The organism is Winogradskya consettensis (genome assembly GCF_018332715.1).
GTDB classification, from domain to species: domain Bacteria; phylum Actinomycetota; class Actinomycetes; order Mycobacteriales; family Micromonosporaceae; genus Actinoplanes; species Actinoplanes consettensis.
Genome location: NZ_BOQP01000004.1, coordinates 107,153 through 128,781, shown reverse-complemented (window position 1 = coordinate 128,781; position 21,629 = coordinate 107,153). Strand labels below are relative to the sequence as shown.

At 70.9% G+C, this 21,629-nt stretch carries 26 protein-coding genes; 13 read left to right on the top strand and 13 right to left on the bottom strand.

The genetic code is table 11. From position 1 onward, the window contains the following. Positions 1-22: 22 nt before the first annotated feature. Positions 23-631, bottom strand: coding sequence for a TetR/AcrR family transcriptional regulator (locus tag Aco04nite_RS04345; RefSeq protein ID WP_212995856.1), 609 nt, complete (start codon positions 629-631; stop codon positions 23-25). Between the two features lie 160 nt (positions 632-791). Between Aco04nite_RS04345 and Aco04nite_RS04340 the strand changes: the two genes are divergently transcribed. Next, a complete protein-coding gene (locus tag Aco04nite_RS04340) occupies positions 792-1,271 on the top strand; it encodes a universal stress protein (protein WP_212995855.1) in 480 nt (159 codons plus the stop codon). A 22-nt stretch (positions 1,272-1,293) separates the two neighbouring features. Here Aco04nite_RS04340 and Aco04nite_RS04335 read toward each other — a convergent pair whose 3' ends face one another. From Aco04nite_RS04335 to Aco04nite_RS04310, 6 genes are all read right to left on the bottom strand, one after another. Further along, positions 1,294-2,082 carry a maleylpyruvate isomerase family mycothiol-dependent enzyme gene (locus Aco04nite_RS04335; protein ID WP_212995854.1) on the bottom strand — a complete coding sequence of 263 codons (789 nt, stop codon included), beginning with the start codon at positions 2,080-2,082 and terminating at the stop codon, positions 1,294-1,296. A gap of 19 nt (positions 2,083-2,101) precedes the next feature. Then, a complete protein-coding gene (locus tag Aco04nite_RS04330) occupies positions 2,102-4,213 on the bottom strand; it encodes a sensor histidine kinase (protein ID WP_212995853.1) in 2,112 nt (703 codons plus the stop codon). Positions 4,214-4,442: 229 nt separating this feature from the next. Continuing rightward, positions 4,443-5,276, bottom strand: coding sequence for a hypothetical protein (locus tag Aco04nite_RS04325; protein WP_212995852.1), 834 nt, complete (start codon positions 5,274-5,276; stop codon positions 4,443-4,445). 40 nt (positions 5,277-5,316) lie between these two features. After that, positions 5,317-5,523: a hypothetical protein gene (locus Aco04nite_RS04320; RefSeq protein ID WP_212995851.1), complete on the bottom strand. Its 207-nt coding sequence runs from the start codon at positions 5,521-5,523 to the stop codon at positions 5,317-5,319. Between the two features lie 65 nt (positions 5,524-5,588). Continuing rightward, positions 5,589-5,993: an anti-sigma factor gene (locus tag Aco04nite_RS04315; RefSeq protein ID WP_438874893.1), complete on the bottom strand. Its 405-nt coding sequence runs from the start codon at positions 5,991-5,993 to the stop codon at positions 5,589-5,591. 118 nt (positions 5,994-6,111) lie between these two features. After that, entirely contained in the window at positions 6,112-6,558 is a 447-nt protein-coding gene (locus tag Aco04nite_RS04310) for an RNA polymerase sigma factor (protein WP_212995850.1), read from the bottom strand. A 152-nt stretch (positions 6,559-6,710) separates the two neighbouring features. On the opposite strand from Aco04nite_RS04310, the gene Aco04nite_RS04305 reads away from it, so the two are divergent. The 3 genes from Aco04nite_RS04305 to Aco04nite_RS04295 are packed head-to-tail and all read left to right on the top strand — an operon-like array spanning position 6,711 to position 8,554. Beyond that, positions 6,711-7,535 carry a DUF4397 domain-containing protein gene (locus Aco04nite_RS04305; RefSeq protein ID WP_212995849.1) on the top strand — a complete coding sequence of 275 codons (825 nt, stop codon included), beginning with the start codon at positions 6,711-6,713 and terminating at the stop codon, positions 7,533-7,535. Beyond that, the gene (locus Aco04nite_RS04300; RefSeq protein ID WP_212995848.1) at positions 7,532-8,197 is read left to right on the top strand and encodes a class F sortase; all 666 of its coding nucleotides are present in this window, start codon (positions 7,532-7,534) and stop codon (positions 8,195-8,197) included. The genes Aco04nite_RS04305 and Aco04nite_RS04300 overlap by 4 nt, the downstream gene beginning before the upstream one ends. Positions 8,198-8,221: 24 nt before the next feature. Beyond that, the gene (locus Aco04nite_RS04295; RefSeq protein WP_212996021.1) at positions 8,222-8,554 is read left to right on the top strand and encodes a DUF2256 domain-containing protein; all 333 of its coding nucleotides are present in this window, start codon (positions 8,222-8,224) and stop codon (positions 8,552-8,554) included. A gap of 46 nt (positions 8,555-8,600) precedes the next feature. On the opposite strand, the gene Aco04nite_RS04290 is transcribed toward Aco04nite_RS04295, so the two are convergent. Genes Aco04nite_RS04290 through Aco04nite_RS04280 form a run of 3 tightly spaced genes read right to left on the bottom strand, consistent with a single transcriptional unit; the run spans position 8,601 to position 12,041 of the window. Beyond that, positions 8,601-9,653, bottom strand: a complete 1,053-nt coding sequence (locus Aco04nite_RS04290; RefSeq protein WP_212995847.1) for a sensor histidine kinase — start codon at positions 9,651-9,653, stop codon at positions 8,601-8,603. Continuing rightward, the gene (locus Aco04nite_RS04285) at positions 9,653-10,315 is read right to left on the bottom strand and encodes a response regulator transcription factor (protein ID WP_212995846.1); all 663 of its coding nucleotides are present in this window, start codon (positions 10,313-10,315) and stop codon (positions 9,653-9,655) included. The genes Aco04nite_RS04290 and Aco04nite_RS04285 overlap by 1 nt, the downstream gene beginning before the upstream one ends. 40 nt (positions 10,316-10,355) lie before the next feature. After that, the gene (locus tag Aco04nite_RS04280) at positions 10,356-12,041 is read right to left on the bottom strand and encodes a hypothetical protein (protein ID WP_212995845.1); all 1,686 of its coding nucleotides are present in this window, start codon (positions 12,039-12,041) and stop codon (positions 10,356-10,358) included. A gap of 86 nt (positions 12,042-12,127) precedes the next feature. Here Aco04nite_RS04280 and Aco04nite_RS04275 point away from each other — a divergent pair, with 86 nt between their 5' ends. Together Aco04nite_RS04275 and Aco04nite_RS50355 are read left to right on the top strand one after the other, a co-directional pair. Then, positions 12,128-12,589: an aldo/keto reductase gene (locus Aco04nite_RS04275; protein WP_212995844.1), complete on the top strand. Its 462-nt coding sequence runs from the start codon at positions 12,128-12,130 to the stop codon at positions 12,587-12,589. 30 nt (positions 12,590-12,619) lie between these two features. Then, entirely contained in the window at positions 12,620-12,811 is a 192-nt protein-coding gene (locus Aco04nite_RS50355) for an aldo/keto reductase (RefSeq protein ID WP_212995843.1), read from the top strand. Here the strand turns inward: Aco04nite_RS50355 and Aco04nite_RS04265 are convergent. Both Aco04nite_RS04265 and Aco04nite_RS04260 read right to left on the bottom strand, forming a co-directional pair. Further along, a complete protein-coding gene (locus tag Aco04nite_RS04265) occupies positions 12,801-13,631 on the bottom strand; it encodes an SAM-dependent methyltransferase (RefSeq protein WP_212995842.1) in 831 nt (276 codons plus the stop codon). The two genes, Aco04nite_RS50355 and Aco04nite_RS04265, sit on opposite strands and share 11 nt — an antisense overlap. 47 nt (positions 13,632-13,678) lie before the next feature. Next, entirely contained in the window at positions 13,679-14,536 is an 858-nt protein-coding gene (locus Aco04nite_RS04260; RefSeq protein WP_203842929.1) for an LLM class F420-dependent oxidoreductase, read from the bottom strand. Positions 14,537-14,603: 67 nt separating this feature from the next. Here Aco04nite_RS04260 and Aco04nite_RS04255 point away from each other — a divergent pair, with 67 nt between their 5' ends. The 3 genes from Aco04nite_RS04255 to Aco04nite_RS04245 all read left to right on the top strand — a co-directional run bounded on the left by Aco04nite_RS04255 (position 14,604) and on the right by Aco04nite_RS04245 (position 17,479). Beyond that, on the top strand, positions 14,604-15,575 hold the full coding sequence (locus tag Aco04nite_RS04255) for an alpha/beta hydrolase (protein ID WP_212995841.1): 972 nt from the start codon (positions 14,604-14,606) through the stop codon (positions 15,573-15,575). 93 nt (positions 15,576-15,668) lie between these two features. After that, positions 15,669-16,268: a CGNR zinc finger domain-containing protein gene (locus Aco04nite_RS04250; protein ID WP_212995840.1), complete on the top strand. Its 600-nt coding sequence runs from the start codon at positions 15,669-15,671 to the stop codon at positions 16,266-16,268. Next, the gene (locus Aco04nite_RS04245; RefSeq protein ID WP_244875739.1) at positions 16,265-17,479 is read left to right on the top strand and encodes an MFS transporter; all 1,215 of its coding nucleotides are present in this window, start codon (positions 16,265-16,267) and stop codon (positions 17,477-17,479) included. The genes Aco04nite_RS04250 and Aco04nite_RS04245 overlap by 4 nt, the downstream gene beginning before the upstream one ends. 24 nt (positions 17,480-17,503) lie before the next feature. On the opposite strand, the gene Aco04nite_RS04240 is transcribed toward Aco04nite_RS04245, so the two are convergent. Further along, on the bottom strand, positions 17,504-18,652 hold the full coding sequence (locus Aco04nite_RS04240; protein ID WP_212995839.1) for an acyl-CoA dehydrogenase family protein: 1,149 nt from the start codon (positions 18,650-18,652) through the stop codon (positions 17,504-17,506). 94 nt (positions 18,653-18,746) lie between these two features. Here Aco04nite_RS04240 and Aco04nite_RS04235 point away from each other — a divergent pair, with 94 nt between their 5' ends. From Aco04nite_RS04235 to Aco04nite_RS48620, 4 genes are all read left to right on the top strand, one after another. Further along, entirely contained in the window at positions 18,747-19,562 is an 816-nt protein-coding gene (locus Aco04nite_RS04235; protein ID WP_212995838.1) for a helix-turn-helix domain-containing protein, read from the top strand. 33 nt (positions 19,563-19,595) lie between these two features. After that, the gene (locus tag Aco04nite_RS04230; RefSeq protein WP_212995837.1) at positions 19,596-19,973 is read left to right on the top strand and encodes a TetR family transcriptional regulator C-terminal domain-containing protein; all 378 of its coding nucleotides are present in this window, start codon (positions 19,596-19,598) and stop codon (positions 19,971-19,973) included. Between the two features lie 149 nt (positions 19,974-20,122). Next, positions 20,123-21,271 (top strand): DUF1996 domain-containing protein, encoded by a 1,149-nt coding sequence (locus Aco04nite_RS04225; protein WP_212995836.1) that lies wholly within the window; start codon positions 20,123-20,125, stop codon positions 21,269-21,271. A 177-nt stretch (positions 21,272-21,448) separates the two neighbouring features. Next, complete coding sequence (locus tag Aco04nite_RS48620; RefSeq protein WP_244875738.1) at positions 21,449-21,622, top strand: hypothetical protein; 174 nt, start codon at positions 21,449-21,451, stop codon at positions 21,620-21,622. Positions 21,623-21,629 lie beyond the last annotated feature (7 nt).

The following is a 21,629-nucleotide window of genomic DNA, read 5'->3' as shown; positions in this document are numbered from 1 at the left end:
CCCAGTCAGCGGTCGTGCCGGCTCAGTGGGCGGTCTGGGTCGTGACCGCGTCGAGGAGGAAGTCGACCAGGCGGACGGCGTAGCCGGTCGTGTCGGCGGCCAGGGCGGCGTGCTGGGCCGGTGGGGCGGTCAGGGCGTGCATCATGGCGCCGCCGACGAGGGTCTCCAGCAGGAGCGTGACCGAGACGTTCGCGGCGACCTCGCCGCGGTCGATGCCGCGGCGGACTATCGCGCGGGCGGCATGGCGCTGGGATGCGCGCATGGCGTCGTAGTGTGCTGCCACGCCCGGGATGGCGGCGGCCTCGAGGGTCAGGCGGGAGGCGGCCCGGCCGGTGCTGCCGGTGTAGATGTCGAGGACCTGGCCGGCCAGTTTCACCAGGTCGCCGTGCAGGGTGCCGGTGTCGGCGTCGAAGACCCGGGCCAGGCGCAGGGTCACCGCGTCGGTCAGCAGGGTTTCCTTGCTGCTCCAGCGCAGGTAGAGCGAGGCCTTGCCGACCCCGGCGCGGCGGGCGACCGTTTCCATCGCGAAGCCGGCCCAGCCCGTGTCGGCGAAGACCTCCAGGGCTGCCTGGGCGATGCGGCGGTCCACCTCCGGGTCGCGGCGGCGCCCGGGTCCCTCGCTCGCTGGCATCGCTCTCCTGTCAGGTGGTGCTTCAACAGGCTTCCCCATTGCCGGGACGTTTCGGTCAGGATACGCTCACGATAACTGAACGCCGACCGTTCAGCTATGGGATGTGCTGTCGAGAGCACGCTGTCGAGAGCACGCTGTCGGAGATGCGGGAGGCGGGCCGATGGGCGAGCCGTATCCGGCGGAGGAATATCAACCCCGCGCCGCGATCCTGGCGGGGCGTCCCGCGGCGATCGTGGTCGGCGTCGACGGCTCGGACGCCTCCTTGCGGGCCGCCGCGTATGCCGTGGGCCTCGCCCGCCGCCAGCAGGCGCCCCTCGTCCTGGTCTATGTGCGCAGCCAGCCCAGCGGGCTGCTCTCCGCCGTCGACGGTGGTGGCGCCGGCATCGTCGCGGTGATCGACGTCGAGGACCGGATCGAGGCCGAACTGCTGGACGCCTTCCGTCAGGCGCTCGACGGCATCGACGCCCAGCTGATCATCCGATCCGGACAGCCGTCAGCCGTGCTGTCCGAGGTCGCCCACGAGGTCCAGGCGGGCGCCGTCATCGTCGGCCGGTCGGAGAGCCTGGCCCACCGTCTCACCGGATCCGTGCCCCGGCGCCTGGTCCGATGCGGACGCTGGCCGGTGACGGTAGTGCCCTGACCGGCCTTCGAATCCACCGGCCTCAGAAGCCCGGGAAGACGGTCCGCAGCTCGTCGAGCGTGATCGTGCCGGTGACCTCGACGCCGGCCGGGGTGTACCGCGGGGCCAGCCGGCCGTAGGCGAGTCGCACCACGGATTCCAGCGGCCCGTCGAACGTCGCGGTCCCGGGCAGGGCCTCGGTGGTCAGGCGCACCTGGTCGGCGATCACCACGCGGTACGGCGTCTTGTTGATCTCCAGCACGGTGTCCTCACGGGCCACGCCGGGCTTGCCGATGAAGCCGAGCATGAACGCGATGCCCCCGCTGAGGTGCTCGGCGAGCAGTTGCGCCGAAAGCTCCTCGAGCGCCGCTTCCGGGTCGGCACCGACGCGTACGTCCCAGCTGTGCTGAGCGACCTCACTCAGCCGCATCGCGGCGAACGACGCGAGCGGGATCGGCTCGGGCAGGAAGCCCATGTCGACCTTGAGCTCGTCGTGGCGCTCCTCGGGAATAGCCTCGAGGGCGGTGACCAGCGCGGCGTCGGACGTGGCCCAACCGGCGGCCTGGTCCTGCGGGCTCAGTGCGTTCCACCGGTCCCACACACCCTGGTTGAAGTCGGCACCGGGCTTCTCGGCCTCGCCCAGCGCGGCGCGCAGGCCGGCGAGCGTGATCTCGGCGCCGCTGCCCAGGTGCGACAGAACATCGGCGACGGTCCACTCGGACGCGCCGGACGGGCCGGTGAGCTGCTCGGCGGTGAGCGAGGACACGATGCCCGCGAGGTTGTCGTGCTCACTGCGCAGGGCCGCGATGGTGCGGCCGGCAAGGGTTGTCATACCTGAAGAGCTTAGGTTCTCACGCACGGACGTGCTGCTTCAGTGGCGCGTCCGCGGTGGCACTGGGCAGGGTGAAGGTGAAGCGGGAGCCGCCGGTGGGGTTGTCGGTGGCGCGGATGGTGCCGCCGTGGCGGTGCACGATGCGCTGGCAGATGCCCAGGCCCAGGCCGGTTCCCGCGTAGCCGGCGGCGCGGTGGGCGCGGTGGAAGTTGTCGAAGATGGCGTCGTGCTGACCCGCGGGGATGCCGATGCCGTTGTCGGTGATCGAGATGGTGAGCATGCCACCGGCATCGGAGGTGGTGGCGATGCTCAGGTGCGGGGTCACGCCGGGGGCGGTGTACTTGACGGCGTTGCTGATGAGGTTGTCGAACAGCTGCCGCACCAGGACGGCGTCGGCGTGAGCGGCGCCCAGGTGCCCGACCGTGAAGACCGGGCTGGGTGATCCGGCGGCCTGGGCGCTGTCGGTGCGGCTGGTGCAGATGTCCTGGACCAGGGCGTCGAGGTCGATCTCACCGGGGGCCAGGGTGGCATCACGAGCAGTGGTGTACGCGAGCAGGTCGTTGATCAGGCCCCGCATGCGCGCCGCCGAGCGGGTGACCCGCGTCAGACTGCCGAGCGCCTCGGTCGTCGCGGGGGTGGCCGCTGTCCCGGTCAGCACCTCGGTGGCGGCCTCGGTCCAGCCCTCGACCGCGGCCAGCGGGTTGAGCAGGTCATGGGCCACGACTCCGGCGAAACCGATCAGCTCGTCGCGGTGGCGGCGTTCGGCGGTGACGTCGTGGAACAGCAGCACGACGCTGTTCTCGCCGCGGTGGTGCAGACGCCCGGCGCTGACGCTGAGGATGCGCCCGTCGGGGACGTCCGGGTTGCGGATGAGGATGTCCTGGCCGGTGACGCGCTCGCCGGCCATGGCGCGGGCGTAGGCGGTCTCGTCGGCAGCTATGGGCGTACCGTCGAGATTGAACAGGCCGTAGTAACCGCCGGCCGCGACCTGGTCGCCGGGGCTGGTGCGGCCGCCGAGAAGTCTTGCCATCGCGGGATTGCGCAGGGTGACCTTGCCGTCGGCGGTGATCACCGCGAGGCCGTCGGCCATGGAGTCGATGACCAGCCCCATCAGTTTCGCCTGCTGCGCCGCCTGCTCCTCCTTCGCGGCCAGGGCGGCCTTGTCCGCGGCGAGCTCGGCGATCAGCGCCTGGCGCTCGTCACGGCCCAGCGCCAGCGAGAGCCCGACGACGGCGACCATCGCGACGAACAGCTGCACGATCATGGCGCGCAGCGGCAGCGAGGCGACCTCGGCGAAGGGGCCGTCACCGTGGAGCGTGAACAGGACGGCGACGGTGCCGACGGCCATGTCGTGCACGACGACGAACGGGGTCGACAGCCGGGTGCCGCCCCAGATGGTCAGGCCGATGAGGGTGAACACGATCGGCAGCTCGTGCTCGTAGCCGAACCCCACGAAATAGGCGGCACCGGAACACACCGCCATTGCCGCGTATTCGAGCAGCCGCAGGGGCGAGGTACGCCGCAGCACGATCCCCGCGTCGCGCCACCAGCCGGTGGGGCGGCCCCCACGGCGGGTCAGATACGCCGCCAGGGCGTGGCCGAAGCACAGGCCGACGGCGCCGATCAGCAGCATGCTGGCCGTGTTGCGGGCCATCCACACCGCCGTCGCCGGCCACGAGTAGTGGCCGCTGGACAGCCACACGCCGGTCGGGCCGATGGCGGCCCCGGCCGCGGTCGCGCAGAAGGCGGCGCTCAGCAGTGCCCACAGGTCCCGGGGACTGCGCATGCCCTCACTGCCGCCGGCGCCCCACAGGTTCGGGCGCCAGTGGCTCATCAACGAGAGGAAGACCCCGGCCTGGACGAGGTTCGCGACCACGAACGCGGCGGCGAGGGCCGGGCTCGCCCCGGTGATCATGTTGATGACCAGCGTGATCATCGAGAGCGCGACGGCGTCGGCCCAGCGGACCGGGGAGTGCCGCTGAGCACAGAACCACACGACGCCCACTCCGGCCGCGGGCCACACCATGCTGAGGCTGGTGCTGTCCATGATCGTCTGCCGGCCGGCGTACGTGGCGACCGTGTAGGCGACGGCGAACACAGCCGTGCGCATCAGGGCCGACCGGATGCTCACTGCTCGACCTCCATCGGGCTCCTCCACTCAGACGCCATCTCCCTGATCGGCCGTCCGGCGACATTCGTGAGCACTGGGGGGTGCGCCTTCAGCCGGGCGGGTCGTGGGCGGCGACGGCTACCCGGCAGAGCAGGTCCTGCAAGGTGGCCGCCTCGGTGGGGGACAGCGGAGCAAGGAGTCGCCCATTGGTGCTGGTGAGGCGACCGTTCCGGCCGTGCTGGAACCCTGGCTACGCCCTGAGAATTTCGTTTTCCGAGCCGGTGGGCACGGGGATCTCGAGGCTGCCGTTGACCACGAGGACGGTGATCTCGCGGAATCGCTCGTGCGGGCGTACCTGGAGGTCGGTGAGTCTGGTTCTGGGCAGGATGGTGCGGGCGACGGAGAGGACCTTGTCGTTGCCGCGGGTGATGCGGTCGCGGCGGTGGATCTGCTGGAGCTCGCGGTCGTCCCCGATGGTGATCGTGGCGTGCAGCGTGGCCGGGCGGAGCAGGGTGGTGCCGATCCGCCGGCGGGGGAGGGCGCTGATCAGGTGCATTCCCGGTTCGGCCCGGGTCAGCCGGCGGTATTCGTTGACCAGGCCCGTGTCGGCGTCGCCGAGGACCGGTTCGGGGTCGGGGAGGGTGAAGTCGGGCGCGACCTGGGCGGCGGGGAGGTAGGACTCGCGGAGCACCTGGATCAGGTTCTGGACGGGCGGCAGGTCGGCGGCGTTGTACGCGATGACGTGGCTTGTCCCGTCGCTGGTGTGGAGCGTCAGGCGGCCGTCGAGCATGCTGACGCTGTCCTCGATCGCGGTGATCCGGTCCATCGGGATGCGCACGCCGTCGTAGCCGGTGCCGTGGCGCCGCAGGATGGTCACCGTCTCGTAGTCGACGGCGATCAGGGAGTCGTACAGGTCCATGTCGGGGGTGGCGTTGCGGCGTTCGATGTTGCGCGGCACCTTGAGCACGAGCCGGTGGGCCGCCGGGTCGACGCCGGAGTCCTGGAAGAGCCGGGGCAGGTCGGAGATCGAGTGGACCTGATGGATCCAGGGCCCGAAGGCATCGAACTCCGCGGTGCGTCGCATGATCGAACTCTACGTCCGGCCCCTGCGGCGGGAGCGGGCATCACACCGAGCGGGCGTCGAAGTGGGAGAACCGGACCGAGCCGGAGTCCTCGGCGGTTTGGATCATGCCGAGCCCGATGCGTCCGCCGGTCAGCCGCGGGTCGTCGAGCGTGGTGGCGGCGACTGCTGCTACGCGTACGCGGGAAAAGCGAGGTTTGACAGCCGCAACGACGGCCGTGGCCTGGGGCGGGTCGCCGGCCAGGAGCATGTCGAGCAGTTCCTGGGCGGTCGGGCGCAGCGCCGGATCCTTGTCCAGGGCGCGTCCCCCGCCGCTCAGTTCGTCAGGGTCCCCCGGAGCAGGCTGCGGCCGGAGTGGGCGGCGTCGCCGTCGTCCGGTTCGTCGCTGATGTCGACCAGCCGGTAACGGTTCATGTCGATGCCGGGTGGCACGGGCAGGACCGCGTCGGGCCGGTCGGGCAGGGTGCCGATCGCGACCATCCGGGTGAGGTCGTCGGGGTCCAGCAGCCACACCTCGTGGAACCCGGCGGTCAGGGGCAGGTGCCGGACCTCGACCCGCATCTTCCCGTCGGACAGGACGCGAACGCTGCCGCTCGCCTGCGCCGTGACCGTGGCCAGGGGCGAAAGGGCGGCCTGCGCGATCACCGTCTGGGCCGGTGCGCGCCGGACGATTCGGTCCGCCACCACCGTACCCGCCAACGCGAGAACAACCGCAGCCACCGCGATCAGCCGGCGTCGTCTCTGGCGCCTAGCCCGCCGGACCGGCGCCGGAGACCGTCCACTGTCGGCAATGGCAGCCTCGATGGTCCGCCAGATCCGCTCGGGCGGTGCGGGCAGGTCACTCGCAGCCGGACCCCGGGCGCCGATCTCCGCGACCTGGCGCAACGATGCCAGGTCGTGCCGGCAGCCGGCCCAGTTCGTCGGCGACGACGAGCCGGTCGACGATTCCCTCCGGGCGCTCCGGCTCCTGCTGCGGGACCGGCTGGGCGCGGACGATGCCGGTCAGCCGCTCATCCCGCGAGGCCGATCGCATCCGGTCGATTGCTTTGCGCCGGGCGATGCCGAGCAGCCACGCCAGCAGCGTCCCGCGCCGGGGGTCATAGCCGTCACGTCCCGTCCACGCCGCCACGAAGGTCAACTGGACGACGTCCTCGGCGTCGGCCCTGCTGCTGAGCATGCGCTGGGCAAGGTAGAGCACGGCCGCGCCGTACCGGTCGTAGGCGGCGCGAAGCACCTTCTCGTCGCCGTCGCGCAAGCCTGCGGTCAACTCGTCGTCGGAGTCCATCGGCCTCCCTCCCGCACGGACCTCTCGCCCCACATTCGTCGCGGCGGGCCCTGCTGGATGCACCGCAATCGATCGAATTTTTTCGCATCCGCCGCGCCTGTTCCCGGCGAAGGAAAGGACAACCCGCAGGAACAATCGTTCGAGGAGCTTCGATGCATAGTCTGCACTTCCGCCGCACGGCCACGGTCGGCCTGGCCGCCCTGTTCGCCTTCGGTGCCTCCGGCGCGTTCGCCTCGCTCCCGGCTCAGGCCAGGGCCGGTTCCAAGGTGTCCGTTGTGCACGGCATCCCCGGCCAGCCGGTGGACGTCTACGTGAACGGCAAGAAGACCATCCCGGACTTCCAGCCGGGCAAGGTCGCCGGCCCGCTGACCCTGCCGGCCGGGGAGTACGACATCGCGCTGACCAAACCCGGGGACGCCATCGCCGATGCGCTGCTGACCGTCGACAACGCCGAGGTACCCGGCGATGCGAACATCAGCCTTGTCGCGCATCTGAACGAAGCCGGTAAACCGGTCCTCACCCCGTTCGTCAACGACACGGCCAAGCTCGCCGCGGGCAAGGCGAGACTGATCGTGCGTCACACCGCCGCGGCGCCCGCGGTCGACGTCCGGGCGGGAGGCAAGCCGGTCTTCGAGGATCTGACCAACCCCAAGCAGGCCAAGGCGGACGTCGACGCGGGCACGGTGTCCGCCGACGTGGTGCTGGCCGGGACACAGACCCGGGTGCTCGGCCCGGCCGACCTGGATCTGAAGGAAGGAACGGCGACCGTTGTGTACGCGGTGGGCTCCGCCGACGACAAGACCCTCGACCTGGTGACGCAGACTATCGACGGCTTGCACTCGGCCCCCGGCGGCGTGCCCAGCGGCAACGGCGGCAGCGCGGACCGAGGCGTCCCGCTCCCCTGGTACGGAGTCGGCATCGCCGGTGCCCTGCTGGCAATGTTCGGTCTCGTACGGCTGGCGACCACTCGCCGATGAGCCACGACGGTGCCAGGCCCCGGCGTAAGCCGGGGCCTGCCCTGCTCGCCCTGATCGCGGGTGCCACGCTCGTCACGAGCTTCGGTGTGGTGTCCTACCAGGATCGATCACCCGCGGATTTCGGTACGCCGCCCGTGGCCGCCCCGGTCAGCACCGAATCTGAACCGCCGCGGGTCCGCATCCACGACGGCAGGCCCCCGGCGACCGCGACCACCGACGAACCTGTCCGCCTGACGATCCCGGCCCTGCGGGTGAACGTGCCCGTCACCGCCGTCGGCATCGACAGCAGAACCGGCGACTTCGCCGTCCCGGAAAGCGTCGACACGGTCGGGTGGTACCGCTTCGGCCCGGACTTGTCCGCCGCAACCGGCTCCATCGTCATCGCCGGTCACGTCGACAGCGCCACCGAGGGCGAGGGCGCCTTCTTCCGCCTCGGCACACTCCGCCCCGCCGCCCCGATCACCCTCACCGACCCGGCCGGCCACACCCGGACCTTCCGCGTGACAGCCCGCGAGCACTACCGCAAAACGGCGATCCCCCTGGATAGGTACTTCTCCCGCAGCGGCCCCCCGCGCCTGACCCTGATCACCTGCGGCGGCCCCTTCAACCCCCGGACCCACCACTACCGCGACAACGTGGTCGTCACGGCCGTGCCGGTGTGAAGCGGGTTGACCTATAGTCGCGTAATGCCACAAATCGCGCCGAGAACATGCGGTTCCTGCGGACGGAAGATCGAGTGGCGCAAGGCCTGGGCGGACGACTGGGACAACGTCCGCTGGTGCAGTGCCGCGTGCCGCAGGCGCGGAGTCCGCGACGTCGACCGCGTCCTGGAGACCCTGATCCTCGCCGAGGCCGCGCGGGTGAAGCGGTTCCCGCTCGCCACGATCGACGGCGACCGCGAGGACGTCCGCCGGGCGGCTCGCCGGCTCGCCGCGGCCGGGCGGGTGCGCTGGACGCAGAAGGGCCACCCGGTCGAGCCGAGCACCGCACGCGGGGACGTCGAGATAACCGGGACCTGACCCGGCGGCGACAGCGGCTGTCTCAGGCGCGGGGCAGGGAGCTGTCTCAGGCGCGGGGCAGGGAGATGGTGAAGCGGAGGCCGCCGTTCTCGTTGGGGGTGGCGGTGATGGTGCCGTTGTGGGCTCGGACGATGGAGCGGGCGATGGTCAGGCCGAGGCCGCTGCCGCCGCTGTGGTCGATGCGGGCGGCGGCGAGGCGGGTGAACGGGTCGAACAGGCGGGTGGTGTCGTCGGCGGGGACGACCGGGCCGGTGTTGACCACCGTGAGGGCGGCGCCGGTGCCTGCTCCGACGGTGACGTGGACCGTGCCGCCCGGGTGGTTGTATTTGATCGCGTTGTGCAGCAGGTTGCGGACGAGGCGCTCCAGCAGGATGCCGTCGCCGGGCACCTCGCAGGGGTAGAGGTCGCTCGTCACCTGGACACCGGCGTCCGCGGCGCCGGGGGTGGCGGTGGTGAGCAGCGCGGCGGTGATGCGGTCCAGCGCCTGGGGCGTGCGGGCGGTCAGTCCCTGGTCGGCCTGGCTGAGGACGAGGAGGCCCTCGATGAGCCGTTCGTTGCGGGCGTTGGTGGCCAGGAGCTGGTTGGCGAGGAGGGCGGACTGGTCCGGGCTGAGGGGTTCGGCCATGCCGACCTCGATCAGGGTGCGTTGCAGGGCGAGGGGGGTACGCAGCTCGTGCGACGCGTTCGCCGCGAAGGTGCGCTGGCCCTCGTAGCCGGCGGCGATGCGGTCCATGGTGGCGTCGAGGGCGCGGCCGAGTTGCCGGAGCTCGTCGCGGCCGCGGCCGGGGTTGATGCGGTGGCCGAGGTTCTGCGGGCCGATCTGCGCGATGGCGGGGGTCAGGCGGCGGACCGGGGTCAGGACCCACCAGGCCAGCGGGATGAGCAGCAGGAGCACGGCGACGAGGATGAGGCCGTACTGCGGGAGATCGGGGATGGGGATCTTGCGGACGATCCGGCACGGCATGCCGTTGATGTCGCCGGTCAGGCAGGGGTTGTAGAACGGTTTCCGGCCGGGCAGCTTGTAGTACACGAACTGGGAGACGAAGACGAGCGTGACCGTGACGACGGCCGCGACCGTCAGGCGGGCACGCAGGCCCATCAGGACAGTCCGATGCGGTAGCCCGCGCGGGGAACGGTCTGCACGATCTGCGGTTCGCCCAGTTTGCGGCGCAGGGTGGAGACGGTCACCCGGACCACGTTGGTGAACGGGTCGGTGTGCTCGTCCCAGACCTGTTCGATGAGGTCCTCGGTGCTCACCGCCTGGCCCTGCGCCCGCATCAGCGTCCGGAGCACGCCGAACTCCTTCACCGTCAGACCCAGGGCCCGGCCGTCGCGGGTGGCGGTGCGGGTGGCCTCGTCGAGCAGCACGCCGTCGCGTTCCAGGACCGGGGGCAGCGCCGGGGCCGTGCGCCGGGCCAGCGCCCGGACCCGTGCGACCAGCTCCGCGAAGGCGAACGGTTTGGTGAGGTAGTCGTCGGCGCCCAGCCCGAGGCCCTCGACCCGGTCGTAGATGCCGCAGGCGGCGGTGAGCAGCAGCAGCCGCGTACCGACGCCGTGGTCGACGACCCAGCGGCAGACGTCGTCGCCGGTGCTGCCGGGCATGTCCCGGTCGAGCACCGCGACGTCGTACCGGTTGACGGAGATCTTCTCCAGGGCCTGCCTGCCGTCGTAGGCCACGTCGACGGCCATCGCCTCGCGCCGCAGACCCACCGCGATCATCTCGGCCATCAACCGCTCGTCATCAGCCACCAGTACTCGCACGGGGTCACGCTGCACCGGCAGGCATAAAGCCCGGATAAAGTCACGGTCGCCAGAGCCACACATCACTCACCGTCATCGAGGGGCCGTAGACCTGGGAGATCAGGTCACGCAGCGGCTGGTTGGCGGGCTCGTCGCGCATCACGATCGCCTCGCCGTGCCAGCGGGTGATGTCGGCGCGGATCGCTGCGCGGTCGGTTTCGGAGAGGGCGGGCGCGGCGTGCGTACGGTAGATGTCAGTTATCAGTTGGTTGGTTCGGCTCGCGTGCTGCGTACCCATATGGCCTTTGCCTTCGGGGTCCGGGCCCAGGAAATAGCCTTCGGGAACGGTGAATTCCTGCAGGGCCTGTGCGCTCCAGCCGAGCGTTTCCCGGCCGAGCCAGTTGCTCGGCAGCGGCACGGGGACCAGGGTGCCGCCGGGGTGGACGTAGTGCCGCCATTCGCCGCCGGTGATGAACGTGGGTGCGGGGCGTTCAGGCATCGCGGGCAGCGGCGTCGGGAGCAGGGGGAGGAGCGCGAGCGGAATCAGCAGGCGCGCCGGGCGCAGCCTGTCCCAGCCGAGCGCGACGAGCAGGACGGCGGCGCCGGTCACCGCGTACGTCAGGCGGCTCGGCATCATCAGATCGAGGATCGGCACACCCTCCGGCAGGACCGCCAGCGGCCCGCGCCCGGTCCTGATCCCGCCCAGCCGCAGCACCGGGCCCAGCGAGAGCACCGCGAACAGCACCGCGACGCCACCGGCCACCCGCGCGGGCACCGAACGACGCCACAACGCGGCGACGAGAACGGCGAGCAGCAGCGTCAGGGGCCAGCCGAACCAGCTGTTCTGCTCGATCCGGCCCTGCACGGCCTCCGACTGCGGCCCACCGGCGAGCGTGTCCCGCGGGAAGGTCAGATAGGTGAGGGGATCCTCACCCCAGGTGGTGAACGCCGGCATGCCGGCAAAGGACTGCGGGCCACAGAACTGAAACCACAGGGGGTACGCGCAGAGCGCACCCGCCACCACCGCAGCGACCCCGAGCCCGCGCAGGAACCCCGGAGCGAGCCGCCGACAGGAGAAGACGGCGCCCACGCCGCAGGCAAGCGCCGTGACCAGCAGCAACTCCTCGTTGATGAACAGCTGCCAGGTCACCAGCAGCCCGAGGAACACCCCGCCGCGCCGCCACCTGCCGTCGGCGCCGAGCCGGAACACCGCCGCGACGATCAGGGGCAGCAGAAAGTTCGAGACGAAGTTCGGTTGCCCGTTCGCGTGATGCACCACGCCGGGCGCGAACCCGGCGAGCGCCCCACCCGCGAACGCCGCCGCCCGCGACCCCACCACGTATCGCTGCAGCACCCAGTACGTCGTCGTCGCCGTCCCCGCACACGCCGCGACCATCCACACCACATAGGTCACGGCCGGCCCGAACGCCAGCGTCAACGGCGAGAGCGGAATCGTCACCCCGAGCACCGACGTGTTGGCCATCAGGTTCACGCCGTACGGCGCGTTCTGCGTGGTCGAGAACAGCGGGTTGCCGCCGTGCGCCAGAACATGCGCGCCATGGGCGAGCAACCATTCGAACCAGGTGTGGTCCGGGGGCAGATGCGCGGACACCCGGCCCCCGGCATCACCGAGAAACTCACCCATCACCACAAGCCCGAGCACGATGTACGCCGTCACGGCCGCGACGTGCGGCGCTCGCGACGGGGCTCTCACCGGCGCTGCTGTGTGCTCCACGAGAAGGGTCATGGGCGGCGACCGTACGGATCCCGTCATAAGCGCTGGATAAATGTTCGTCGCCCGCAGCCTGGGAGCGCTGCACCCTGGATGGTGCCGTGGCCCCGGGCGAGGCTGCTGCGGGCGGCAACTTCATCGACACGGCGAACGTCTACACCGGCGGGACCTCGGAATCGATCATCGGCCGGGCGCTGCGAGGCCGACGGGACCGGTTCGTGCTGGCCACCAAGTTCGCCCGCGACAACCTCACACCGCTGCCCGAGCCGATGCGCGCACTCGACGACCAGGTACGCGCGGGCAAACTGCTGCACGTCGCCGTCTCGGACTGGCCGGCGTGGGAGATCGCGCGGGCGAACACCATGGCGGAGCTGCGCGACTGGTCACCGTTCGTGGGCGTCCAGCTGCGCTACAACCTGCTCAGCCGGTCACCCGAGGCCGAACTGTTGCCGATGGCCCGGGAGCTGGACCTCGCGGTGGTGGCGTGGGGCCCGCTGGCCGAGGGCCGGCTGACCGGTAAGTACCTCCGCGGCGAGCAGGGCAGACTGAACCGCGGCGGCTGAGACTGGAGCGCCGGCAGCGACGACCGCGTCGTGCGGGAGGTCGTCGCCGTCGCCGAGGCAGGTGACTGGACACCCGCCCAGGTCGCGTACGCGTGGCTGCGATCGCGTCCCGGCACGGTCATCCCGCTGCTCGGCGCGACCACCGAACAGCAACTGACCGGCTGTCGCGGTCAGGCGGACCGGATCTCGATGTCTGAGAAGACGCCGATGGTTACGGCCTGAATCCGACGCCCACCCAGATCGGGAATCTATCGGCCTGCGCCGGTGAGGTTGTTTCGTCCGGGTGCCAGCGTTCGCTGAGCACGATGCCGGTCTCGACCCGGTCGACGCTGGGCTCGACCAGGTCGAAGCCGTCGAAGAATGCTTCGACCTGGGTGCGGCCGCGCATGGTCATCCGGCTGGCGGTGCTGGTCCTGTAGAGGTCGCGGTGCCGGTCGGTCAGGTCGGCGGGGTGCAGTTCGTGGGTGGCGTGGCTGATCACGAGGTAGCTGCCGGGGGCGAGTGCGTCCCGTAGCGTGGCGATTGCCTCGCCGGGCTGCGCGGAGTCCGGGATGAAGTGCAGCAGGGCGTTCAGCAGCACCGCGGTCGGCCTCTGCGGGTCGAGCAGGCCGAGGTCGCGGACGGAGGTCAGCAGCTCGCCGGGCCGAGTGAAGTCGGCGGCGAGGACGGCGGTGGTCGGGTTGCCTGCCAGCAGGGCGCGGCTGTGGGTGACCGCGACCGGGTCCGTGTCGACGTAGACGATCCGGGATTCGGGGGCGAGGTTCTGGGCGATCTCGTGGACGTTGCCGGCTGTGGGGATGCCGGAGCCGATGTCCAGGAACTGCCGGATCCCCGCGCGCGCCAGGTACGTCACGGCACGGCGCAGGAACGCCCGGTTGGAACGCATGATCAGGGGCAGGTCGGGCCAGTCGGCGATCGCCTTCTCGGCCATCGCCCGGTCGGCGTCGAAATGGTGCACGCCGCCGAGGTAGTAGTCGTAGACGCGGGCGACGCTGGGCCGGGTGACATCGATGCCGTCGCCGGCCCATGCGGGAAGCGCCATGGGCGTCAGTAGATCACGGGCCGGCCCGACCGTCCATCATGGAAATTTCAGCGCAGCTGCTGTGCGGCCGCGCCCATCAGGTCGATGATCGCGGTGGGTTCGGTGATGCCGGTGGCGTAGACGTACAGGGCGGTGTAGCCGAGCTCCGCCAGCTCGGTGCCGGTGCGCACGACATCGTCGGGTTTCGAGGACGGGTCGATGCGGGTGATCGCTGTCTTCTCGATCGTGTCGTAGTCGCGGCCGAGTTTGTCGCAGTGGGCGCGGAGAACGTCGAGTTTGCGGGCGGCGTCGGGGCCGGCGAAAATGTTGCACGCGTCGGCGTACTGTGCGACGAGTTTGAGGGTCCGCTGTTCGCCGCCGCCACCGATCATCAGGTAGGGCCGCTCGCCCTGCAGCGGCTGCGGGGAGTTGAGCGTCCGGCCGAGCTGGTAGTGCTCGCCCTGGAACGCCTCCTCGGAGGGTGACCACATCTGCAGGCAGATGCGGATCGCTTCCTCGAGACGGTCCATGCGTTCCTTGGTCGGCGGGAAACGGAAACCGAGGCCGAGCGACTCGTCCTCGTTCCAGGCGGCGCCGATGCCGAGCCCGGCCCGGCCGCCCGACAGCACGTCGAGCGTGCTGATCGCCTTCGCGAGCAGCGCCGGCTCGCGGTAGATCACGCCGGTGACCAGGGTGTGCAGCCGCACGGTGCTGGTGTGCGCGGCAAGATAACCGAGCAGCGTGTACGCCTCGAGCATCTCGGTCTCGGCGGGCCCGACGCCGTTGATCTGCCAGAAGTGGTCCATGACGGTGATCCGGGTGACGCCGGCGGCCTCGCCGTCCCGCGCGTGCTTGGCCAGCGCCGGTCCCAGGGCCCGAGGGCCACCGGTCCAGGTGAAGTCGGCGATGTGCAGGCCCAGTTCCACGACGTTCTCGTCTCTGTTGAAGGGTGCCTTGCCTCCACCGTATTCCGCAGCGGTGGATCATGGTGGGATGACTACGCCCGTCCCCTTCGATGCCCAGCTTCAGGTCGCCTATAACGCCATGGCCGAGGCCGGCATGGAGCCGATCAGCCTCGAACGGCTCGCCCAGGTCCGTGCCGAGGACCTCACCGAAGTGATGTCCGCCGAGGAACTGACGCGGAACGGGCGGTTCACCGTCACCGAGCGCACAGTGCCCGGCCTGCCCGGAAACCCCGGCATTGCGATGCTGATCTGTACGCCGGTCGGCGTACCCGGCCCGCGCCCGGCGATCTACCACACCCACGGCGGTGGCATGTTCACCGGCGACCACCGGATCGGCCTGGGCGACCTGCTCGACACGGCCGGCCGGTTCGGCGCCACGCTGCTCTCGGTGGGCTACCGCCTCGCCCCCGAGCACCCGCACCCCGCCCCGATCGACGACGTCTACGCCGGCCTGCTCTGGACCGCCGACCAGGCCGGTGAGCTGGGCATCGACCCGCACCGGATCATCGCCGCGGGCACGAGCGCCGGGGGAGGCCTGACCGCCGCCCTCGCGCTGCGCGTCCGCGACCAGGGCGGCCCGGCCCTGCTCGGCCAGTGGCTGATGTGCCCGATGCTCGACGACCGCAACAACAGCGCCTCGGTCCAGCAGATGGCCGGCCTCGACATCTGGGACACCGTCTGGAACGGCTTCGGCTGGACCGCCCTGCTCGGCGACGCCCGCGGCGGCCCGGACGTGTCGCCCTACGCCGCACCCGCCCGCGCCACGGACCTCTCCGGTCTGCCCCCGGCATTCATCGACGCCGGCTCCGCGGAGTCCCTGCGCGACGAGGGCATGGCCTACGCCAACCGGATCTGGCAGGCCGGCGGCGAGGCCGAACTGCACATCTGGGCCGGCGGCTACCACGTCTTCGACTGGACCGCCCCCGACGCGAGGATCAGCGTGGCCGCCCGCGAGGCCCGCATCTCCTGGCTCGACCGCCTGCTCGCCGACCCGAAGTAGGAAGCAGGTTGTGCACAATTTAATTGTGCACAACCAAACGTCACTGGCTAAATCCTTATAGACAGTAACGGTGTGGTGTGGCACGCTGGCCGCGTGGAACTCGACCAGCATTGGTTGTCGTATGTGCACGACGCGTTTGCGCTGGCCAATGCGGTCGGGCCGGCGTTCGCGCACGGTAAGCCGCACCTGTCCTCGCCGGGGGAGGCGGCGGCTGTTGCTGTGCCGCGGCTGCCGGTGCTGACCGATGCCGACGCGCGGACCCTTGATGACACCGGGCGCGAGCTGTGGCAGATCCTGCGCGACGTTGCCGCCGACAACGCGGCGGCTGCGGCAGATCCGGTGGGCGGTGGGGCGGCTGCCGCGGAGCGGTTGAATGTGTTGATGGGCCGGGTCGATGCGCGGCCCCGGATGGTCCGGAACGGGGCGGCTGGTCACTGGCACCTGCATTTTCGGTCGGCTGCGGGTGGGGAGGGCATGCGCTGGTCGGCCAACCTGGCCGTGGCGGCCGGGATGCTGCTCGGGAGCGGGGACTTTGTCCGGGTCAAGGGTTGTCAGGCGGCTCGGTGCGAGCGGGTTTTTCTGGACGGCACCCGGAACAGGAGCCAGCAGTTCTGCTCGACCCGCTGCCAGGACCGGGTCAAAGCGAGCGCCCATCGGGAACGCCGCCGGGCGGAGACGGGTGCGGCTTCGTGAGTGCCGTTGTTGATGTGCCGCTGCTTCGGAACGGGGCGTTCGTGCGGCTCTGGGCCGGGACCGCGGCGTCGGGGCTGGCGACGTGGGCGATGCCGTTCCTGCTCGGGCTGGCGGTGCTCGATCATGCGTTGACGGCTGCTCAGCTCGGGTTGCTGCTCGCTGTGCGCATTGTGGGGTTCGTTGCTGCCGTTCCGGTGGGTGGGGTGCTGGCTGATCGGTATTCCCGGCGCCGGGTGGTGTTGTGGTCGGGGTTGATGGCGGCCGGGGCGGCTCCGGTGGCTGCGCTCGGGTTGCGGCATTCGCTGGTGGTGGCGGCGGTTGCGGTGGCGGTGACGGGAGTCGGGCAGGGGGCGTGCCGGCCGGCTTTTCAGGCGTTGGCTGCCGAGGTTGTCGCGGGGCCGCGGCGGCAGCAGGCCAATGCGGCGATCACGCTTGCCGTGCGCGTGACCACGTTGCTCGCTCCGGGGCTGACCGCGCTGCTCGCGGTGGTTGTCAGTATTCCCTGGCTGCTGCTCGGGACCGGGGGCCTGTGGCTGGTGGCGGCGTTGGCTCCGAAGGGTGGTGCCGGGGTGCGGGTGGGGGCCGGTGGGCGGCCCGCGGTGCTGAGTGAGTTCGTGGACGGCGTACGGGAAGCGCGCCGGCATCCCTGGTTTCTTGCGGGGCTGGGGGCGCTGACGGCGGTGATCGCCACCGGGTACTCGGCTACGGGGGTGGCGCTGCCGCTGATCAGCCGGGATCGGTACCACAGCGAGGCTGTGCTTGCTGCGGCGCTGACGGCGTACACCCTGGGGGCTCTCGGGGGTGCTCTTCTGATCGGGCGTTGGCGGCCGCGGATGCAGGGGTGGTCCGCGCTGGCCGGGCTCTCGCTCTATGGTCTCGTGCCGTTGGGGCTGCTGCTGCCCGTGCATCCGGCTTTCATCGTGGTCACCTACGTGGTGGCGGGCTTCGGCATCGAGCTGTTCAACGTGCCGTGGTTCACCGCCACCCAGCGTGAGGTGGATCCGGATCGGCTCGCGCGTGTGTCCTCATTGGACTTCCTGCTGTCCTACGGCCTCGCACCCGCCGGTCTCGCCCTCATCGCACCGGCCATCAACACCTTTGGCATGAGTACGGTGCTCGCCGTCTGCGCCGTGGTCTGTTTCGCCGCACCCGCGGCGGCCGCCCTGGTCCCGTCGTCCCGGGGCTTCACGACCTCGGTGCAAACGCCTTGACCGCACGCGACCCGTGCTGCTGCTTCAGCCGACGGTGAGCAGGAGGTCGGCGTACTTCTCACCGTCGATCTCCGTGATGTACGCGGGGTGGCGCATGGCGGTCCCGAGGTCACGCCAGATGCGCTGGGCGGGGTCGGACTCGGCGAACCGGCTCGCGCCGCCGACGTCGAGCAGTTTGTCGGCCGCTCGGCGGATCTGGCGCGCGGCGAAACCGTTGTCCATCCGGATGCGGGCGTCGACGAGCGGGGACAGTTTCTCACCGGCGCGGGCTGCCCGGTCGACCAGGCGGGCGGAGCGCGCGGACTGCAGGATGGCGCTGTCGATCAGCATGGCGGCGTCGGCGACATTGGACCGTACGCCGGGAGCGTCGACCGCCCGCGCGTAGGGCCCGGATTTGAGGGGGCGCCCGGCGGTCAGGGTCGCCACGATGTGGTCGTAGAGCGCCATGCCCATGCCGAGGACGGGCGCGGAGAGCGTACCCATCAGGCCTTGAGGTCTTGGCAGGTCGGTGGCGAAGCCGGCGTGCCGGGACATCAGCAGGACCTGGTCCTGCGGCACGAAGACGTCGTCGGCGACCAGCGTGTCGCTGCCCGTGCCGCGCATCCCGGTCATGTGCCAGGTGTTCTCGATGGACAGCTCGGCGACCGGGACGAGGGCGAACCCGCGGTCGTCGCCGGCGGTGACGTCGAGGATCGCCCAGCTCGCGTGGTGCGCGCCGGATGCCCAGCCCCAGCGGCCGCTGAGCACGTACCCGCCGTCGACGGGCCGGGCCGGCACGGCGCCACCGGACGCACCGCACACCGTCGCGTCCGGATCGCCGGCCCAGACTCGGCGGCGTACCTCGTCGGGGAACATCCAGACGGCGAGGCCGCCGCTGTAGAACACCGTCAGCACCCAGCCGGCCGACGAGCACCCGCGGGCGAGCTCGGCCGCGATGGCGGTGACCGCGGACGCCCCGGCCTGCGCGCCGCCGTAGATCCGTGGCGTGGCCAGGCGCAACAGGCCCGCTTTGTGCATCGCGGTGAGGTCCTCGCCGGGCAGCGTCCCCGTGCGGTCCGCAGTGTCGGCGTTCGCGCTCAGGATCGGCACCAGCGCGGACGCGGCGGCAACGAGCTCGGCCTCCTCGGCGGGCAGATCGGCGACAAAGGGGTCGAGCCGGTCGGTGATTTCCATCGCGGCAGCCTCGCAGGACCGGAACGCGGCAACCAGACCGGCGCGGGAGGGGTGCCACGAGGGCCACCCTCGCGGGCCGTCGTATCGTCGTGACATGACGGACAATCCGGTCGGTGAATACCTGCGGGCCCGGCGCGAGCAGGTGCGGCCCGAGGACGTCGGCATCGCGGTCAACGGCCACCGCCGGGTGCCGGGCCTGCGCCGTGACGAGCTGGCCGTCCTCGCCGGGATCAGCACCGAGTACTACACCCGCCTCGAACAGGGCCGCGACCGCAACCCGTCCGCACGGGTCCTCGACGCGATCGCCGGCGCGCTCGGGCTCGCCCGCGAGGCCACCGTCCACCTGCACGAGCTCGCCGGCCCGGCACCCCGCCAGCGGCAGGTGCCCCGGAGCGCCGAGCGGGTCCGCGACAGCGTCGTGCGGCTGATCGAGTCCTGGCCCGCTACCCCCGCCTTCATCCAGGGCCGGTATTACGACGTCCTCGCGGCCAACCGGCTGGCGTTCGCGGTGTCCCCGCTCTACCGGCCCGGCACCAACCTGCTGCGCGCCGTCCTGCACGACCCGGCCGTGGTGGGGCTCGAGGCGCAGGAGCTGGCCCGCACGGTGGTGGCCGCCCTGCGAACCGCCGCCGGCGGGGACCTGGGCGATCCGCGGCTGCTCGAGCTCGTCGCCGAATTCTCTTCGGACAGTGAGCTGTTCCGCCGCTTCTGGGACCGCCACGACGTACGCCCCCAGCCGGGCACCGGCATCCACCACCTGCACCACCCGCTGGTCGGCGATCTCGACCTGCACTACGACAAGTTCCAGGTCACCGGCGCGGAGGGCCAGACCCTCGTGGTCTACCAGGCCGAGCCCGGCTCCCGCACCGCCGAGGCACTCGCCCTGCTGGCCTCGCCCGAGGTCAGCTGACGGTCGCGGCGGGTTCGCCCGGTCTCAGCTGAGGTGACGGGCGGGTTCGCCCGGGCTCAGCGCCTGTGGGAGATCGGGGAGCAGATCGCCGCGAGCATCCGTACGCCCGGCTTCCGCGGCTGCGCCTTCCTCAATGCCGCCGCCGAATATCCGGACGCCGGCCACCCGGTGCACGAAGCGGTTCTGGCCCATCGAGCGTGGTTCCTGAAAGCGGTCACCGACCTGATCGCGCAGACCCACGAGACCGCGCCCGAGGGTGCGGGCCGGCATTTCGTGATGCTGCGTGACGGTGTGATGGCGGCCGGCTGCCTCGGGGACCCGATCGAGGCCGGCGAGACGTTCCTGCGCGGGATCAACGGACTGTTGCGGGTGCACGCGATCAAGGAGGGTGTCCGGCCCGGTGCCGGATAACGCTTTTCCGCGCGGATCGGCGAAGGTCTGACCTGACGGGTCTTTCCCCCGGGACGGACGGGCTTTCCCGGCTCCGCGGCCTCACGGTTCACGCCGTGGCGTACTTACCCTTTCGGCGGCGTTGTTGAGGCTGTCGCAGGGGAGTGGTTGTGTCTCGAGGTATAACCGGCGCGGGGATCGCTGTCGTTGTCGTCGTCGCGGCGGCCCTGGCGTCCTGCTCCGGCTCGGCAACCGGTTCGGCAACGGGTTCCGCAACCGGTTCTGCGCCGTCGAACGCGGCGGTGGGTGCTTCCGCGTACGCGGAGCCGTCGGCCGAAGTCGCCACGTCGCCCAGCTCGTCGCCGTCCGCAGCCGCTTCCACGTCGGCGAAGCCGAAGCAGACAGCGACTCCGGAGGCGGAAGCGGTCAACGGCTGGATCCCGGTCGGCGACGCGTGGCGCAAGCAGGTCGCCGCGTTCAAGGCCACGAAGGCCGACCCGCCCCCGGCCGACGCCGGCAACCTCCCCGAGTTCCGGGCCGACTGCAAGTACAGCCACCGGCTCGCGGACGACCCGATCGTGTTCCCCGGCCTGCCCGGCGCGTCGCACATGCATTCCTTCGTCGGCAACAAGGCCGTCGACGCGGACACCCGGACCGCCGATCTGACGAAGTTCACGGCGACCACGTGCAAACCGGTCAAGGACCGTTCCGCCTACTGGGTGCCGACGCTCTACGACAACGCGACCAGGAAGCCGGTCGAGACCACGGGCTTCCGGGTCTACTACCGTTCCCTGCAGAACAACTCGGCCGGTCAGATGCCGATGCCGAACGGCCTGCGCATGATCTCCGGCGACGCGAAGAAGAAGGAGCCTACCCCGCGTGGCGCGCAGGGCCAGTTCTACTGCGCCTTCTACGGCCCGGGCGACATCGACGGCGTCGCCCGCAGCACCAACGGCAACTGGCCCATCTGTGGCGGCGACGCAACCCTGCACTTCACGCTGCGGTTCCCGGACTGCTGGGACGGCAAGCACCTGGACAGCCCCAACCACAAGGACCATGTGGCGTACGGCTCCGGCAACGCCTGCCCCGCCGACCACCCGGTGAAGATCCCCAGCCTCACCTTCGAGATCCAGTACGGCGTCAAGGGCTCCAAGGCGGGCTACTACCTCTCCTCCGACCCGACCGGCAAGAGCGCCTCCTCGATGCACGGCGACGCGTTCGTGATGTGGGACGTCGACGCCATGAACCAGCGCACGAAGAACTGCATCGTCCAGCGCCGCACCTGCAACAACGACGGCTACGACCCCTTCTCCTACTGATCGTGGCAGCATCGCCCGATGCCCGCTCCCGCTGACGGCTCGTGGATCCGCCGGTTCGACCATCACCCGGACGGCCGCGTCACCCTGATCAGCGAACACCTCGCCGCGGCGACCGTCTGAGAGGCCCGGTACCTCTCCCCGGGGGTCGGCCTTCGCAGCGGGGGAGAAAATGGCGGCATGCGATTTTCCCTGCTGTATCGCGGCGGCGCGGTGGTGAGCGTTGACGATGTTTCCGACGGGGAACTTGCCGGCCTGCTCGCCGAACTGGACGCAGGTGAGGTGGACGCCGAGCACGGGGACGTCTGGTTGGCCGAGAACGCTTCCGGCTACCACCAGGAGTTGTGGCTATAGGGTCGGC

Excerpts from the sequence above, each read along its gene's own strand:
- Aco04nite_RS04345 (WP_212995856.1), bottom strand. The coding sequence starts at position 631 with ATGCCAGCGAGCGAGGGACCCGGGCGCCGCCGCGACCCGGAGGTGGAC.
- Aco04nite_RS04340 (WP_212995855.1), top strand. The coding sequence starts at position 792 with ATGGGCGAGCCGTATCCGGCGGAGGAATATCAACCCCGCGCCGCGATC.
- Aco04nite_RS04335 (WP_212995854.1), bottom strand. The coding sequence starts at position 2,082 with ATGACAACCCTTGCCGGCCGCACCATCGCGGCCCTGCGCAGTGAGCAC.
- Aco04nite_RS04325 (WP_212995852.1), bottom strand. The coding sequence starts at position 5,276 with ATGCGACGCACCGCGGAGTTCGATGCCTTCGGGCCCTGGATCCATCAG.
- Aco04nite_RS04320 (WP_212995851.1), bottom strand. The coding sequence starts at position 5,523 with ATGCTCCTGGCCGGCGACCCGCCCCAGGCCACGGCCGTCGTTGCGGCT.
- Aco04nite_RS04310 (WP_212995850.1), bottom strand. The coding sequence starts at position 6,558 with ATGGACTCCGACGACGAGTTGACCGCAGGCTTGCGCGACGGCGACGAG.
- Aco04nite_RS04305 (WP_212995849.1), top strand. The coding sequence starts at position 6,711 with ATGCATAGTCTGCACTTCCGCCGCACGGCCACGGTCGGCCTGGCCGCC.
- Aco04nite_RS04300 (WP_212995848.1), top strand. The coding sequence starts at position 7,532 with ATGAGCCACGACGGTGCCAGGCCCCGGCGTAAGCCGGGGCCTGCCCTG.
- Aco04nite_RS04295 (WP_212996021.1), top strand. The coding sequence starts at position 8,222 with ATGCCACAAATCGCGCCGAGAACATGCGGTTCCTGCGGACGGAAGATC.
- Aco04nite_RS04290 (WP_212995847.1), bottom strand. The coding sequence starts at position 9,653 with ATGGGCCTGCGTGCCCGCCTGACGGTCGCGGCCGTCGTCACGGTCACG.
- Aco04nite_RS04280 (WP_212995845.1), bottom strand. The coding sequence starts at position 12,041 with ATGACCCTTCTCGTGGAGCACACAGCAGCGCCGGTGAGAGCCCCGTCG.
- Aco04nite_RS04265 (WP_212995842.1), bottom strand. The coding sequence starts at position 13,631 with ATGGCGCTTCCCGCATGGGCCGGCGACGGCATCGATGTCACCCGGCCC.
- Aco04nite_RS04255 (WP_212995841.1), top strand. The coding sequence starts at position 14,604 with ATGACTACGCCCGTCCCCTTCGATGCCCAGCTTCAGGTCGCCTATAAC.
- Aco04nite_RS04240 (WP_212995839.1), bottom strand. The coding sequence starts at position 18,652 with ATGGAAATCACCGACCGGCTCGACCCCTTTGTCGCCGATCTGCCCGCC.
- Aco04nite_RS04235 (WP_212995838.1), top strand. The coding sequence starts at position 18,747 with ATGACGGACAATCCGGTCGGTGAATACCTGCGGGCCCGGCGCGAGCAG.
- Aco04nite_RS48620 (WP_244875738.1), top strand. The coding sequence starts at position 21,449 with ATGCGATTTTCCCTGCTGTATCGCGGCGGCGCGGTGGTGAGCGTTGAC.